Below are 12,554 nucleotides of genomic sequence, written 5' to 3' on the forward strand. Positions count from 1 at the left end.
GATAGGGGCGGGTGGATCAAGATCAACAGCACGGCGGCCTGACAGCCGGCCTGAGTGGTTGGGGCGCGTAGGACTTGAGATCGTTCCCACGCTCCGCGTGGGAATGCCGCCAGGGACGCTCCGCGTTCCGATTCACGAGCTGACGCGGAGCGTGGGAACGATCAACAGAACGCGCGCAAACCTGTGGGAGCGTGGCTTGCCCGCGATGGCGGCCGTTCAGTCGGTGAAGTTTCTGGGCGAACTTGTCGGATATTTCCCGCATGCTGTGGCGGTGTGCATGAACTGGTGCGTGATGGGCTTCATCGATAGTCTTGGGCTGTCACTGCAAATTCAGTGACAGGGTGTGGAAGCCCTTCTATCGTTAGGCGCACAAAGCGCCACCAGTTCGGCGTTTTTTATCGTCTGAGTTTTATGGTGGCTGTGCGCGGGGCGCTTTCGAGCGCGTCGGGTGCCTAACGTCCCGGTCTTCCACACCTGCGTACAGCCGCCACCTATTGCGTGGAAGTGATATCTGGCGGCTTCAATCCATACGTTAGGAGTCAGAACAATGAACACCTACACCCCCAATCCACCCTACGTCCCGCCAACCTCCCATCCCTCCAACCGCTACATGGCCCTCACGAGCAACTGCTCTGACATGCCGACCCTGTTCGTCGACACCCACGCGCCGCTCGATATCCTGCTCGACGCTGCCCGTTATCGCATTCGTGCGGTGACTCAAGTGCTGGAGAATCTGGCGATGCGCGGGGAGATTGCCAGCGATTCGGTGATCCTCAACGATTTCGCCTTGCTGTGCGCCATTCCGTTGCGTGATGGCTGTGATCTGCTGGATGTGCTCGGGCGGCGGTTGCCGGAACCGGTTTTGGAGTCAGTTAAATAGAGTGTTCAGTGCAGTCTGTCTTTTTCTCGATCCTGCGACAGGCTTTTCACGAATTGCTCACATCCTGAAGCGCAGATTGAACTGACAAAAGGATTTGACCCCATCAAGCAGAAAGCCCGCCATGTGCGGGTTTTTTGCTATTTGTCTGGCACGTTATGCGGCAACCGCCTGCTGTTGTTGCTTGAGCAACGGCACGGCGCGTACCGAGCTGCCAGCTTGCAATTGCAGGCGCTTGGCGGTCAGGCGATCGACCAGCAAGCTGTTGCCGACCAGTCGGGCGCGGGCGGCGGTGATCCGGCAGTTTTCCAGGCGCTGGTTATGGATCAGCCAGAGCGGTGCATTGTCGTCAGGTGTGCCGACCATCAGGTCCAGCGACTGGCTGTTGCGCACGGCACGGATCTTCGAGATCTGGGCTTCGATGACCGGACCACCGTCGAAGATGTCGATGTAACCCTTATGGGCAAAGTCTTCGTTGCAGAGGATTCTGCGCGCCGGTTCGGCGTTTTGATGGGCCTTGCCGATCACCGCCTGAGCTTGCTCGGTGAGCAGGCAGGTGTACAGCGGCTGACGTGGCATCAACTCAGCGATGAACGACTTGTTGCCGAGCCCGGACAGGTGATCGGCGTAGCTGAAATCCATTTTGAAAAAATGTCGACCCAGGCTGTCCCAGAACGGCGAGCACCCGCGCTCGTCGGCGCTGCCGCGCAGCTCGGCAATCAGTTTTTCGCCGAACAGGTGCGGGAACTCGGCGACAAACAGCAATCGCGCCACCGACAGCAGCCGGCCGTTATGGCCCTGACGCTGATCCGGGCGCAGGAACAACGAGCAGATTTCCGATTGGCCGGTCATTTCGTTGTTGAGGAACAAGGTCGGGATTTGTCGACGGATTCCCAGGTCTGTCGAGATGTTGACCGTCAAGCCGACGCGGTAGTTGTACCAGGGCTCGCGCAGCCCGACGGCACCTGCCAGGGCGCTGACGCCGATCACTTGCTGATCGTCGTCTTCGAGCACGAACAGGTAGTCGGCGTCGGCCCGTTCAACCTGACCGGCAAAGGTCCGCTGCGCCCAGCGTACGCGCAGGGTCAGACGTTCTTCGTTGGCCGGCAGCGAAGTGAACCCCGGGCCGGCGCTGCGGGCCAGCGCCAGTAACGCAGGCAGGTCGGTCATTTGAACCGGGCGCACGATCATGATGGAGCTCCTTGAGTGCGGAAGACCTGCTTCATAGCGCAATCAGCCGAACCGGGCCGCCGTTGTCCAGTTGCAAGGCGTCGAGCTGAGTGGCGTCGAGCATGACGGGTTCGTCTGCGCTCCAGTCCAGTTCGGCGACAATCGCCCGGTAGTTTTCCAGCGCGTCATTGCTCAGCAGGTACGGCGTCTTGCCGCCGCTGTGTGAACTCAAGCGGGCAACGGCCGTGCGGGTCTGGGCGATCGAACGAATGCTCGGGGTGCGCGCAAACAGTGTTGGCCCACCGTCGAAGAGGTCGATGTAGCTGTTGGTCTCGAAGCCTTCACGCTCAAGGATATCGAAGGCTTCCTGGCCATCCGGATGAATCCGGCCAATACACGCCTGAGCGCTTTGCGGCAGCATCGGCACGTAGATCGGGTAGTGCGGCATCAACTCGGCGAGAAAGCTTCGGTTCTGCAAGCCGCAGAGGCGTTCGGCCTCGACGTAGGGCAGGTCGAAAAAATGCTTGCCCAGTGCATCCCAGAATGGCGATTCACCCGCGTCGCTGCTGTAGCCGACGATTTCGGTAATCACGGCGTCGGAAAAGCGTTGCGGATGAGCGGCGATGAACATCAGTCGGGCCCGTGAAAGCATTTCCGAAGAGGGCGTGCGTTCAAGCTCGGTGTTGATGTGAAAACCGCGCAGCAAGGTATGGGCACTGAGGTCCTGGCATAACGACAGCGCCGGCACCCCGTGCTGAATGTTCAGCTCGCGCGACTCACTGGTGAACGGGCGGTTGCGCAGGCTGTAGAAGGGCTCGTTGAAACCGGCGGTCGCGAGGACTTCCGAACAGCCCAGCAGCCGTTGACTGGCCAGATCTTCCAGCACGAAGAAATAGTTCTCCGGACCCTGGCTATTCACGTCACTGGCAAACGATGCGCAGGATGCGAGAATCTTCTGGCGCAGGCGCTCGGTGTCGTCCGGCAACGAGGTGACACCCACCAGGCTGTCGCGCGCAAGTTGTTGCAACTGAGGCAGGTCGGATAACTGAACTGGGCGTAAGGCCAGCATGGATGTACTCCTGTATCAAAGGGCCTGATACCGGGCATCAGGCTTGACTATCACTGTCGGTTTCCACGCACTACAACGGCGGTCGGCTAATCCCTGTCAGCGACCGCTCGACGTTTTAAATGCTGACCTTTTCTAACTGTTGGAAGGGTCCGGCAATACAGCGCTGGCGCCGATTCTGTTGAGGAAAAACAGGTAGACCAGGCCCGCTGCAATCCAGATACCGCCGAGCTTTTGCGCATCGACACCCATGTTGTAGAGGATGGCGCTGACGATGATGAAGCCGATTACCGGGCAAACCAGATGACGGATCAGCTGGCCGGACTTCTGCCGACGCCAGTAGTAATTGATCACGGTCAGGTGCAGCAGCATGAAGCCGCTCAGGGCCCCGAAGTTGACCAATGAAGTCAGGGTGTCCACCGAGTTGATGAACAGGTAGCAGATCAGCAGCGACAGCACCGCCACCAGGTAAATGCTGATGTGCGGGGTGTTGTGTTTGGGGTGGACCTTGGCCAGCACTTTGGGCAGTTTGCCGTCGCGTGCCATGCCGAATAGCAGGCGCGATACTGCGGCTTGCGAGGTGATCGCTACCGCCACGCCCCAGGCCAGTGCGGTGGCCACACCGGTGACAGTCGCCAACCAGCTGCCGGCGGCGATTTCGGCGATTTCATAGAACGCGGTATCGGCGGACTTGAAACCCATGCCGGCGGCCAGGTCCGTGGCAATCCAGGTCTGCACGACGAAAATCACCCCCATGACCACCAACGTGATCAACGCCGCTTTGCCGACGCTGCGGCCCGGATCGCCCTTGATCTCTTCGGCCAGGGTCGAAATCGCATCGAAGCCGAGGAACGACAACACTGCAATCGACACCGCTTGCATCAGCAGCGCGAAGTTGAAGTGATCAGGGTTGTACAACGGCGCCAGGGTCAGCTGGCCGTTACCGGCGCCACCGTGCAAGGCGGTCCAGGCGTAGAACAGGAAGATCCCCAGCACCACCAGTTGCGCCAGCAGAAAGATAATGTTCATTCGTGCGGTAAAGGTGATTCCCCGCAGGTTGACGAAGGTCGCACTGACCAGGAAGGCGAGGATGAAACCGACCTTGGGAATGTCCGGGTACAGGTGATTCAACGCCATCGCCGCATACACATAGAGCAGCGGCGGGATCAGCAGGTAGTCGAGCAGCATCAGCCAGCCGGCGATAAAGCCGACATGCGGGTGCAGCCCGCGCTGAGCATAGGAGTAGACCGAGCCGGCAATCGGGAAGGCCCGCGCCATGCTGCCGTAACTCAATGCGGTGAACAGCATCGCCACCATGCCGATGATGTAGGCCAGCGGCACCATGCCGGGCGCCTCCTGGTTGACGTAGCCATAGACGCCGAACGGGGCGATGGGGATCATGAAAATCATCCCGTAAACCACCAGGTCGGTCAGCGACAGGCTGCGTTTCAACTCTTGCTTGTAGCCGAATTCTTCTATTTCCATGAAGCAGTTCTCCTTGTAAGCCACTATGGCAATGTGTTTGAGCCAGGCAGGTAAAAACTCGCTACAGCGTTCGTTATCGTTGTTTTACCGGTACAACCATCCGTGTTTTTTCAGCTTGAAACGGTTCGCTTGAGGCTTCGGTTTTACAGCAGCGGCGCCAGGTAATCGCTCCAGGTCTGGACCGCCAGCCGATTGCGCAACAGGTCGTTGCGCACCTCGATCAGCACCGAGTCGATGCCACGGGCGTCGCCGTGAATCGGCACCGTCATGTCGCTCGCCGGATTGATTTTGTAGGGCTGATTGCCGGTGACCCGCAGTGGATGCCTGGCCAACCCGTCGATCAGCCGGTTCGCATAATCCTCGGCCTGCCCATACAGCACGCCGGCTTCCAGCGCTCGAGGCTGGCCGAAGTAGATCGGCGTGAAGCTGTGAATACCTACCACCCGCACCGTGCGACCCTCGGCCACGCGAGCATCGATCAGTTCGCCAAGGCGTGTGTGAAACGGCGTGAACAGGCACTCGCGGCGGTAGTCGCGGGTCGCTTGGTTGAGGTTCTGATTCCCCGGCACCGGGTAAATTTCGCTCTTGGCCGGGATGCTGTCGGGGGCCTGCAACGGACGGTTGAGGTCGATCAGCAGGCGCGAGTAGTTGGCCGCCAGCAGGGTCGCGCCGAGGGCTTTGGACAGGCTCTCGGCGAGCGCCAGCGCGCCGATGTCCCAGGCAATGTGCTCGTGCGCGGCTTCGCTGCTCAACCCCAGATCGTTCAAGGCCGTCGGGATGTAGCGGCTGGCATGTTCACACACCAGAATCAGCGGGTGCTCGGACGCTTCCCGGCTCAGGCTGTACGCCGGCTCGGTGTAGAGCCCGAACTCGGCGGACTCAGTAGAGGCGTGCATAGTGCTCACACAGTTGGGCGGGCGACAGGTGTTGGGTCAAGGCGAGTTCCTCGGTTTTGACGGCGAAGTAAGTGTCGAGCAAAGCGCTTGGCAAGGCTTCAAGCAAGGCCTCGCTGCCCCGCAAGTGGCTCAGGGCCTGCGCGAGTGACGCGGGCAGGGCGACGATGCCGCGGCGCTGGCGTTGTTCTTCGTTCAGCGAGTCCGGGACTTCATCGGTGATCGCGTTCAGCGCCAGGCGTTGCTCGATGCCCAGTCGGCCGGCAATCAGCACGGCGGCCATCGCCAGATGCGGGGACGCCGTGGCGTCCATGGCGCGGAATTCAAGGTTGTATTGCGCGGCCTCGGATTTGCCGCCCAGGCTCACGGTCGGGCAGATCCGCAGCGAGGCTTCGCGGTTGCGTTGGCCCAGGCACGCGTACGACGCGCTCCAGTGATGCGGTTGCAGGCGCTCATAGGAAATCGGTGTCGGCGCGGTCAACGCGCAGAGGGCCGGCAAGTAGTGCAACACGCCTGCGGACCAGTGCTGGCCGAGGGTCGACAGCCCATTGGCGGTCCCGGCGTCATACAGCACCGGATCGCCGGACAGGTCGTGCAGGCTCAGGTGCAGGTGCACGCCGTTGCATACCGCGTGCTCGGACGTCTTGGGCGCAAAGCTCAGGTTCAGGCCCATTTGCCGGGCGATCTCGCGAGTGATCTCGCGCACATTGACCGCACGGTCGGCCGCTGCGACGCCCTGGGTCGGCCGGCAGGTGATTTCGTATTGGTGTTTGCCATATTCGGGCAGGAACATTTCCGGCTCGACCCCACCTGCGCGCAAGGCGCTGAGCAGCCAACCGCCGAACGCTGCGCCCTGACGCTGGGCCTCCAGCGAAAACGCCAGATGCTCGGCCTGGGCGCTGTCGGTGGTGAGGTTGAATTCGTGCTCGAAGGCCGAGGTGATCTGCAGCCCCAGTTCATCGTGGTAACGCTGTACTTCGTTGCGCAGCAGCGTCCGCGGGCAGGCCGCCCATGGACGGCCATCGGTTTCGCAAATGTCGCCGTGGATAAAATCCAGGGCCGGCGCACTGGCATCGGGACCGTTGCTGACCGTCACCCGGCTGGCCAGGTCGGGGATCAGCCGCAAGTCACCGTAGGCACCCCACGGATTGCTGGAGGCGATGATGTCTTGCGGGGTCAGCGCGCTGTTGGCCGGGACCCAACCGCAACCGGCGGCTTTGTAGTGTTCGAGTTCATCGCTGGGAAACGAGCGGCCGCGGGTCACACCGATCAGGTCTGTGGTGACGATGGTGGTCATGGCCACGGGCGTCAGGGGCTCACTGCTGTTGGCGCGGCTCATGCCTGCAACGCCTGCAAACGGTCGAGCACGGTTTGGGTGTCGGTGATCCAGCAATAGCCCTTGATCGCGTTCAGGCACGCCAGATGGCGTTGCTCGGTGTAGGTCGCGCAGGCGTCTTCGACCAACGTCACCAGATAGCCGCGGTCAGCCGCATCGCGCACGGCCATGTCGACACACTGGTCGGTGACGATGCCGGCGATGATCAGATGGCGGGTTTGCAGATTGCGCAGCACATAGTCGATGTTGGTCGAGTTGAAGACCCCGGAGGAGGTCTTGGGCAAGACGATTTCGTTTTCGACCGGTGTCAGTTCTTCAATGATGGCGGCGTGCGGGCTGCCTTTTGGCAGGTGCATGTCCGACAGCTTGTGGTCCAGCGAGCGGTCGCGACCGTCGGCGGTGAGGCTTTCGATGAGCGTGTGCAGAACGTTCTGCCGAGCCGTGCGCATGGCGGCCAACAGCCTGAGCTGGTTGGGAATCACCTGCTGGCGGGTGCGTTCGAGGAAATACTTGGCATCGGGCCCTTGCAGGTGCGGGTCGAACTGCGGCTCAAGCCAGGCGCGTTGCATGTCCACCAACAGCAGCGCGGTGTGGTCGGTAGCAAACGGCAAGTCACGGGGCGAGTGATGGGGGAGCATAAACATCCTTATTTTTCCTCCAGCAGGTGAGTGGTGAAATCGCTTCGTAGTGCATCGATGCCTTCCAGTCGCTCGGCGAGATCCGGGCAACGCGGCGTCAGGCAGGCAATCAAGGCTTCGACCTGGGCCAGCGCCGGTACCAGGGTGTCGAAGGCCGACGCCGACTCCACGGGCGCAGTGATCACCAGATCCGCCATCTCGCGCAGCGGCGAGGCGTAGATGTCGGTGAACAGCACGACGCGCGCATGCCGGTTCCTGGCCGCGCTGGCAACGCGCAGTGCCTGGGATTGATAGCGTCGATAGTCGAACACCAGCACCACGTCCTGGCGTTGCACATCGAACAGCCGATCGGGCAGTTGCGCGTTGTCTTCCAGGGCGAAGCAGCCCGCACGCAACAAGCGCAAATGATTGAGCAGGTAGTGGGCGAGGAAACTGCTGAAGCGTCCGCCGAAGCAATGCACTTGATGCCGTGTATCCAGCAGCCATTCGGCCAGAATGCGCACATCTTCGGGTTGGGTCAGGGCCTGGGTTTCGAGCAAGGCGCGGTGACTGTCCGCCAGATAGTGAGTCCAGACATCGTCTTGCTTGAGGTGCGAACGCGGTTGCAACAGCGCACTGGGCGAGCGCAGCCGGTGATCCATGTCGCTGAGGAGCGCGTCCTGAAAATCGGCATAGCCACCGAAGCCGAGTTTTTTCACCAGGCGCACGATGGTTGGATCGCTGACGCCGGCATGCTCGGACAGGCGTGACATCGGGCCCAGCCCGTTGCGCGGGTACTGGTCCAGCAATGCACGTATGACTTTGCGTTCCGACGGCGTGAGGTCCAGGCCGGGATCGGTGATCCGGTCTCTGAGTGAGGGCATCCGAGCTCCTGCTAGAGGGGTGTGTTGCTTTTATTTCATAATCCGTTAAATCAGTATTTATGTAATTTATGCTACATGTCTAGTGAATTTTTTCATGTGCCTGAAAAGCACTAAAGTGGGGCGAAAGTCTTGTCGGACAAGGCCTGCGCGGGTTTCGCCTGATGTTGTACGCTAGTGCTTTAGTTCGTGTAGGAAATTGGCACGTTTTTCTACGGATAAGCCGTTGGACACGATGACGCACAGCGAGGTGAAGCATCCATGAAGCAGCTACTGGTCATTGGCATCGGTGCCGGCAATCCCGAATACATCACCATGCAGGCGGTCAACGCGTTGAACCGGGTCGATGTGTTCTTTCTGATGGACAAGGGGCAGAGCAAGGACAAGCTGATCGACCTGCGGCGGGAAATCTGCGAGCGCTATATCACCGATCCGGCTTATCGCTTCGTCGAGGCCCACAGCCCCGAGCGGGTGCGCGGCGATGTGGACTACAACGCCAGCGTTGTCGATCTGAACCGCGACAAGCAACAGCTCTTCGAGCGCTTGATCAACGAAGAGATGACGGACGACGAGTGTGCGGCGTTTCTGGTGTGGGGCGATCCGGCGTTGTACGACAGCACCCTGCGCATCTTGCAGGCGATCCTCGATTCCGGTCGTTGTACCTTCAACGTCGAGGTGATTCCCGGCATCAGCAGCGTCCAGGCCTTGGCGGCGCAGCACAAGGTGCCGTTGAATCGCATTGGGCGCTCCATTGAAATTACCACCGGCCGCCGGCTGGCTGCGGGCCAGGTCAGCGACGCCGACAGCCTGGTGGTGATGCTCGATGCAGAAGATTCCTACCTGCAGATGGCCGATCAGGAGCAACAGATTTACTGGGGCGCCTACCTTGGCACGCCGGATGAAATTCTTATTTCCGGCAAGCTCAAAGACGTTGCGCAAGAGATAACGCGGGTCAGGAAAGCTGCACGGTTGGCCAACGGCTGGATCATGGACACCTATTTATTGCGCAAGCCTGAATCGCCAGAGTGAGCGCGGCTGTCAGTAAACCCAGACTTCCACCCGGCGATTCTTGATCCGTCCTTCATCGGCGCTGTTGGCCGCCACCGGCATTTCGTCTCCAAAGCCACGAATCTCGCGAAATACCACACCACTTTTCACCAGCTCGCGGCGCACGGCCATGGCACGTAGCCTCGATAGCAGGGCCGCCCGCTGCGAATCGGTCTTGGCATCGCCGAAGCCGACCAGTGTCACCTGTTTGTTCAGCTTGTCATGCTGCTTTAAATAGTCGAGCACCCGCGACAGGTCCTGTCGGGCCTTGTTGTCCAGGTTGGCGCTGCCTTCTTCGAAGCGAAAATTCACCGTGAGTCGTTGTGCATGATCAATGATTGTCCGGTAGTCGTCAGGCATCTGTGGGTTCGGCGCGACTTTCATGGCTTGCACGGTCTGCGCAATAAAACCACTGGCGGCGACAATTGCCTGACCCTTACTGCTCTGGGCGAATTTCACCAACGCGTCGGCCCAGGGGTTCTGGCCATCAGGCGGCAAATAGAAATACAACCGACGCGACAGCGGATAGTCCTCGGTGGCGATCAGGCTGTTGAGCGGCAACATCGGCTGTGAGTTGCCATCGACAATCGCCACAGCCTTGGCCTGGCGCACGTAAGGCAAGCCGATGAAGCCGATGCCTTGCGGGTCCTGGCTGACCGCATCGGACAGTTGCTCGCTGGATTCGAAGCGTTTTGCCGAACCGGCCAGCGTTTTCCCGCGATGGCTCAGCAGCAGTTCCTTGAAGGTGTCATAGGTGCCCGAATGGTCATCCCGGGCATAAAGGTTTACCGGGCCACCGGTACCGCCAAGTTCTTCCCAGGTTTTCACTTCACCACTGAAAATCCGCGCCAGTTGTTCGGTATTCAGCTGCGTCAGCGGGTTTTGCGGATGCAGGATGATCGCCAGGCCGTCGATGGCGATGACTTGCTCGGCGTTCGGGCTTTTCAGGTCGCCGAGGGTTTCGAGGTCGAGCAGTTCGCTGTCCTTGATCGGACGCGAAGACGCTGCCAGGTCGGCGCTGGCGTTTTTCAGTGCGGCGAAACCGGTGCTGGAGCCGTGGGCGGCGATGTCCACGACCACCCGCCGACCCTGGGTCGTCTGGCCGACAATCTGCTGTTCGTTGTCTCTGTCCGAGACTTCGCTATGGATCTTCAGCAACCCTTGTTCCAGCAACAACCCTTTGACCAGCGCCGGGCCGAGGGTCGCACCGATGGTGTTGGAGCCTTGAATGCGCAGGGCAGGGCCATGCTCGGGTATCGGCAGCTCAGCGGCGGTGGCAGAGAGAGGAAGCACACCGCAGAGCAGCAGCGGTAACAGGACGCGCAGCATCAGGCCGACACCTTTCAAGGTCACAGGAAGTGTCGGGAGAATAAGACAGAAAAGTTGCCGAAATATGACGGCACAACGATCGTTCCCACGCGCAACAAAGGAATGCCTCTGGGGACGCTCCGCGTCCAGTGACGCGGAGCGTCACGGGCTGCATTCCTTTGCTGCGCGTGGGAACGATCGCAGCGATCAGCTCAGCTCAAGCCAGATCGGTGCATGGTCCGAGGGTTTTTCCATGCCGCGCAGTTCGTAGTCGACACCAGCGGCCTTGACCCGTGGCAGCAGCCCTTGGGAGGCCAGGATCAAATCGATGCGCAGGCCGCGCTTGGGCTCGTCTTCAAAGCCACGGCTGCGGTAGTCGAACCAGCTGAAGCGATCTGTCACGTCCGGGTTCAGGTGGCGGAAGCTGTCCACCAGTCCCCAGTTCTTCAAACGGGCCATCCACTCGCGCTCCTCCGGCAAGAAGCTGCATTTTCCGGTTTTCAGCCAGCGCTTCATGTTGTCCGGGCCGATGCCGATGTCGCAGTCTTCCGGGGAAATGTTCACATCGCCCATCACCACCAGCGGCTGGTCATTGCTGAACTGGGTTTCGAGCAGCGTCTGCAAGTCGTTGTAGAAGCGCTCCTTGGCCGGGAACTTGGTCGGGTGGTCGCGGCTTTCACCCTGTGGGAAATAGCCGTTCATGATCGTCACCGGTACGCCGTTGGCATCGGCGAACGTGCCCCAGATGAAGCGGCGCTGGGCGTCTTCTTCATCGCTGGCAAAGCCCTTGTGCAACGCGAGCGGTGCCTGACGTGACATAAGGGCGACGCCGTAATGACCTTTCTGGCCGTGGAAGCTCACGTGATAGCCCAGCGCCTCAAGCTCGGCGAGCGGGAACTGGTCGTCGTGCACCTTGGTTTCCTGCAAACCGATGACGTCCGGCTGGTGCTTCTCGATCAGTGCCGCCAGTTGATGGGGGCGGGCGCGCAGGCCATTGATGTTGAACGAGACGATCTTCATGGTCGGCAGTCCTGGCAAAACTGCGATGCTAGCTGACATGTACGAAGTCAGCCAGCGTGGCGGTAGTCTGGATGCACTGCTAATGTCCTTTAGTGTGGGAACGATCAGCTTTGTAGCGGGTTCGTACTTATAAGAACGGGGCCATTTTAGCCCCGCTCAGGGGAGATAGACCGTCATGCCTGAAACCTCAACTGCCATTGCTGATGTCCACCGGCTCGACAGTGGCTATTCGCACGAAGCTCGCTCCTTGCTGTACCACGCCTATCGACACGAGCCAGTCTTCAAGTACCTGTTCGAGGCTGAACGCCCTGGCTATGAACACCGGGTGCGGGCCACGATACGGGAACTGGTCGAACAGCATTTTGTGCAGGAATTGCCGGCGATCGGTCTGCTGATCAATGACCGGTTGATCGGCATTGCGCTGATCGCGCCGCCGCAACGTCGCCTGGGTATCACCGAAAGTTGGGCCTGGCGCCTGCGGATGGTGCTGAGCGCCGGGTTGCGTTGCACCCGGCGTTATCTGGAGTATCACGCGGCGGTGGCGGCCTGCCTGCCATCGGACTCGGTGCATGTTCTGCCGTTGCTGGGGATTCATCCGGAGTTTCAAGGCCGGCACTTCGGCGAGCAGTTGCTCACAGCCGTGCATAACTGGTGCGCGGTCGATGAGCACTCCCAAGGTGTAGTACTCGACACTGGGAATCCGCGTTATCTGGAGTTCTATAAGCGTCAGGGTTATGAAGAAATTGGCGAAGTTGCTGTAGGGCCTGTTCTCGAGCACGTGTTTTTCCACGCCAATCCGCAGGTGTTACATAGCGCAACAGGTTGAGGTCGAACTTTTGTTCAGATTGTTCGCT

Annotated in this window: 13 protein-coding genes; 4 read left to right on the forward strand and 9 right to left on the reverse strand. The window is 60.3% G+C overall.

Features of this window, described 5'->3' with window-relative positions:
• The first annotated feature begins 151 nt into the window (after window positions 1-151).
• On the forward strand, window positions 152-337 hold the full coding sequence (locus KRR23_RS04960; protein ID WP_216741600.1) for a hypothetical protein: 186 nt from the start codon (window positions 152-154) through the stop codon (window positions 335-337).
• Window positions 338-547: 210 nt separating this feature from the next.
• Window positions 548-880 (forward strand): hypothetical protein, encoded by a 333-nt coding sequence (locus KRR23_RS04965; RefSeq protein WP_216741601.1) that lies wholly within the window; start codon window positions 548-550, stop codon window positions 878-880.
• A gap of 153 nt (window positions 881-1,033) precedes the next feature.
• On the opposite strand, the gene astA is transcribed toward KRR23_RS04965, so the two are convergent.
• The 7 genes from astA to KRR23_RS05000 form a co-directional block, all read right to left on the reverse strand.
• Window positions 1,034-2,068 carry an arginine N-succinyltransferase gene (gene astA / locus KRR23_RS04970; protein ID WP_216741602.1) on the reverse strand — a complete coding sequence of 345 codons (1,035 nt, stop codon included), beginning with the start codon at window positions 2,066-2,068 and terminating at the stop codon, window positions 1,034-1,036.
• Between the two features lie 31 nt (window positions 2,069-2,099).
• Window positions 2,100-3,116, reverse strand: coding sequence for an arginine N-succinyltransferase (locus tag KRR23_RS04975; RefSeq protein ID WP_216741603.1), 1,017 nt, complete (start codon window positions 3,114-3,116; stop codon window positions 2,100-2,102).
• A gap of 132 nt (window positions 3,117-3,248) precedes the next feature.
• Window positions 3,249-4,598 carry an APC family permease gene (locus KRR23_RS04980; protein WP_216741604.1) on the reverse strand — a complete coding sequence of 450 codons (1,350 nt, stop codon included), beginning with the start codon at window positions 4,596-4,598 and terminating at the stop codon, window positions 3,249-3,251.
• Between the two features lie 143 nt (window positions 4,599-4,741).
• Window positions 4,742-5,494: an N-formylglutamate amidohydrolase gene (locus KRR23_RS04985; RefSeq protein WP_216741605.1), complete on the reverse strand. Its 753-nt coding sequence runs from the start codon at window positions 5,492-5,494 to the stop codon at window positions 4,742-4,744.
• Window positions 5,478-6,830 carry a glutamine synthetase family protein gene (locus KRR23_RS04990; protein ID WP_216741606.1) on the reverse strand — a complete coding sequence of 451 codons (1,353 nt, stop codon included), beginning with the start codon at window positions 6,828-6,830 and terminating at the stop codon, window positions 5,478-5,480. The genes KRR23_RS04985 and KRR23_RS04990 overlap by 17 nt, the downstream gene beginning before the upstream one ends.
• Window positions 6,827-7,471 (reverse strand): isochorismatase family cysteine hydrolase, encoded by a 645-nt coding sequence (locus KRR23_RS04995; RefSeq protein WP_216741607.1) that lies wholly within the window; start codon window positions 7,469-7,471, stop codon window positions 6,827-6,829. The genes KRR23_RS04990 and KRR23_RS04995 overlap by 4 nt, the downstream gene beginning before the upstream one ends.
• A 2-nt stretch (window positions 7,472-7,473) precedes the next feature.
• Window positions 7,474-8,328 carry a MurR/RpiR family transcriptional regulator gene (locus KRR23_RS05000; protein WP_054597875.1) on the reverse strand — a complete coding sequence of 285 codons (855 nt, stop codon included), beginning with the start codon at window positions 8,326-8,328 and terminating at the stop codon, window positions 7,474-7,476.
• 258 nt (window positions 8,329-8,586) lie between these two features.
• Between KRR23_RS05000 and cobF the strand changes: the two genes are divergently transcribed.
• Window positions 8,587-9,354 carry a precorrin-6A synthase (deacetylating) gene (gene cobF / locus KRR23_RS05005; protein ID WP_216741608.1) on the forward strand — a complete coding sequence of 256 codons (768 nt, stop codon included), beginning with the start codon at window positions 8,587-8,589 and terminating at the stop codon, window positions 9,352-9,354.
• Between the two features lie 9 nt (window positions 9,355-9,363).
• Here cobF and KRR23_RS05010 read toward each other — a convergent pair whose 3' ends face one another.
• Both KRR23_RS05010 and xthA read right to left on the reverse strand, forming a co-directional pair.
• The gene (locus KRR23_RS05010) at window positions 9,364-10,704 is read right to left on the reverse strand and encodes a substrate-binding domain-containing protein (protein WP_216741778.1); all 1,341 of its coding nucleotides are present in this window, start codon (window positions 10,702-10,704) and stop codon (window positions 9,364-9,366) included.
• Window positions 10,705-10,887: 183 nt separating this feature from the next.
• Window positions 10,888-11,700 (reverse strand): exodeoxyribonuclease III, encoded by an 813-nt coding sequence (gene xthA / locus KRR23_RS05015; RefSeq protein WP_216741609.1) that lies wholly within the window; start codon window positions 11,698-11,700, stop codon window positions 10,888-10,890.
• A gap of 175 nt (window positions 11,701-11,875) precedes the next feature.
• On the opposite strand from xthA, the gene KRR23_RS05020 reads away from it, so the two are divergent.
• Complete coding sequence (locus tag KRR23_RS05020; RefSeq protein WP_054597871.1) at window positions 11,876-12,526, forward strand: N-acetyltransferase; 651 nt, start codon at window positions 11,876-11,878, stop codon at window positions 12,524-12,526.
• Window positions 12,527-12,554 lie beyond the last annotated feature (28 nt).

Source organism: Pseudomonas sp. CVAP#3 (genome assembly GCF_018986375.1).
GTDB lineage: Bacteria > Pseudomonadota > Gammaproteobacteria > Pseudomonadales > Pseudomonadaceae > Aquipseudomonas > Aquipseudomonas helvetica.

Excerpts from the sequence above, each read along its gene's own strand:
- KRR23_RS05020 (WP_054597871.1), top strand. The coding sequence starts at position 11,876 with ATGCCTGAAACCTCAACTGCCATTGCTGATGTCCACCGGCTCGACAGT.
- KRR23_RS04995 (WP_216741607.1), bottom strand. The coding sequence starts at position 7,471 with ATGTTTATGCTCCCCCATCACTCGCCCCGTGACTTGCCGTTTGCTACC.
- astA (WP_216741602.1), bottom strand. The coding sequence starts at position 2,068 with ATGATCGTGCGCCCGGTTCAAATGACCGACCTGCCTGCGTTACTGGCG.
- KRR23_RS04965 (WP_216741601.1), top strand. The coding sequence starts at position 548 with ATGAACACCTACACCCCCAATCCACCCTACGTCCCGCCAACCTCCCAT.
- KRR23_RS04990 (WP_216741606.1), bottom strand. The coding sequence starts at position 6,830 with ATGAGCCGCGCCAACAGCAGTGAGCCCCTGACGCCCGTGGCCATGACC.
- KRR23_RS04980 (WP_216741604.1), bottom strand. The coding sequence starts at position 4,598 with ATGGAAATAGAAGAATTCGGCTACAAGCAAGAGTTGAAACGCAGCCTG.
- xthA (WP_216741609.1), bottom strand. The coding sequence starts at position 11,700 with ATGAAGATCGTCTCGTTCAACATCAATGGCCTGCGCGCCCGCCCCCAT.
- KRR23_RS04985 (WP_216741605.1), bottom strand. The coding sequence starts at position 5,494 with ATGCACGCCTCTACTGAGTCCGCCGAGTTCGGGCTCTACACCGAGCCG.
- cobF (WP_216741608.1), top strand. The coding sequence starts at position 8,587 with ATGAAGCAGCTACTGGTCATTGGCATCGGTGCCGGCAATCCCGAATAC.
- KRR23_RS04975 (WP_216741603.1), bottom strand. The coding sequence starts at position 3,116 with ATGCTGGCCTTACGCCCAGTTCAGTTATCCGACCTGCCTCAGTTGCAA.
- KRR23_RS05000 (WP_054597875.1), bottom strand. The coding sequence starts at position 8,328 with ATGCCCTCACTCAGAGACCGGATCACCGATCCCGGCCTGGACCTCACG.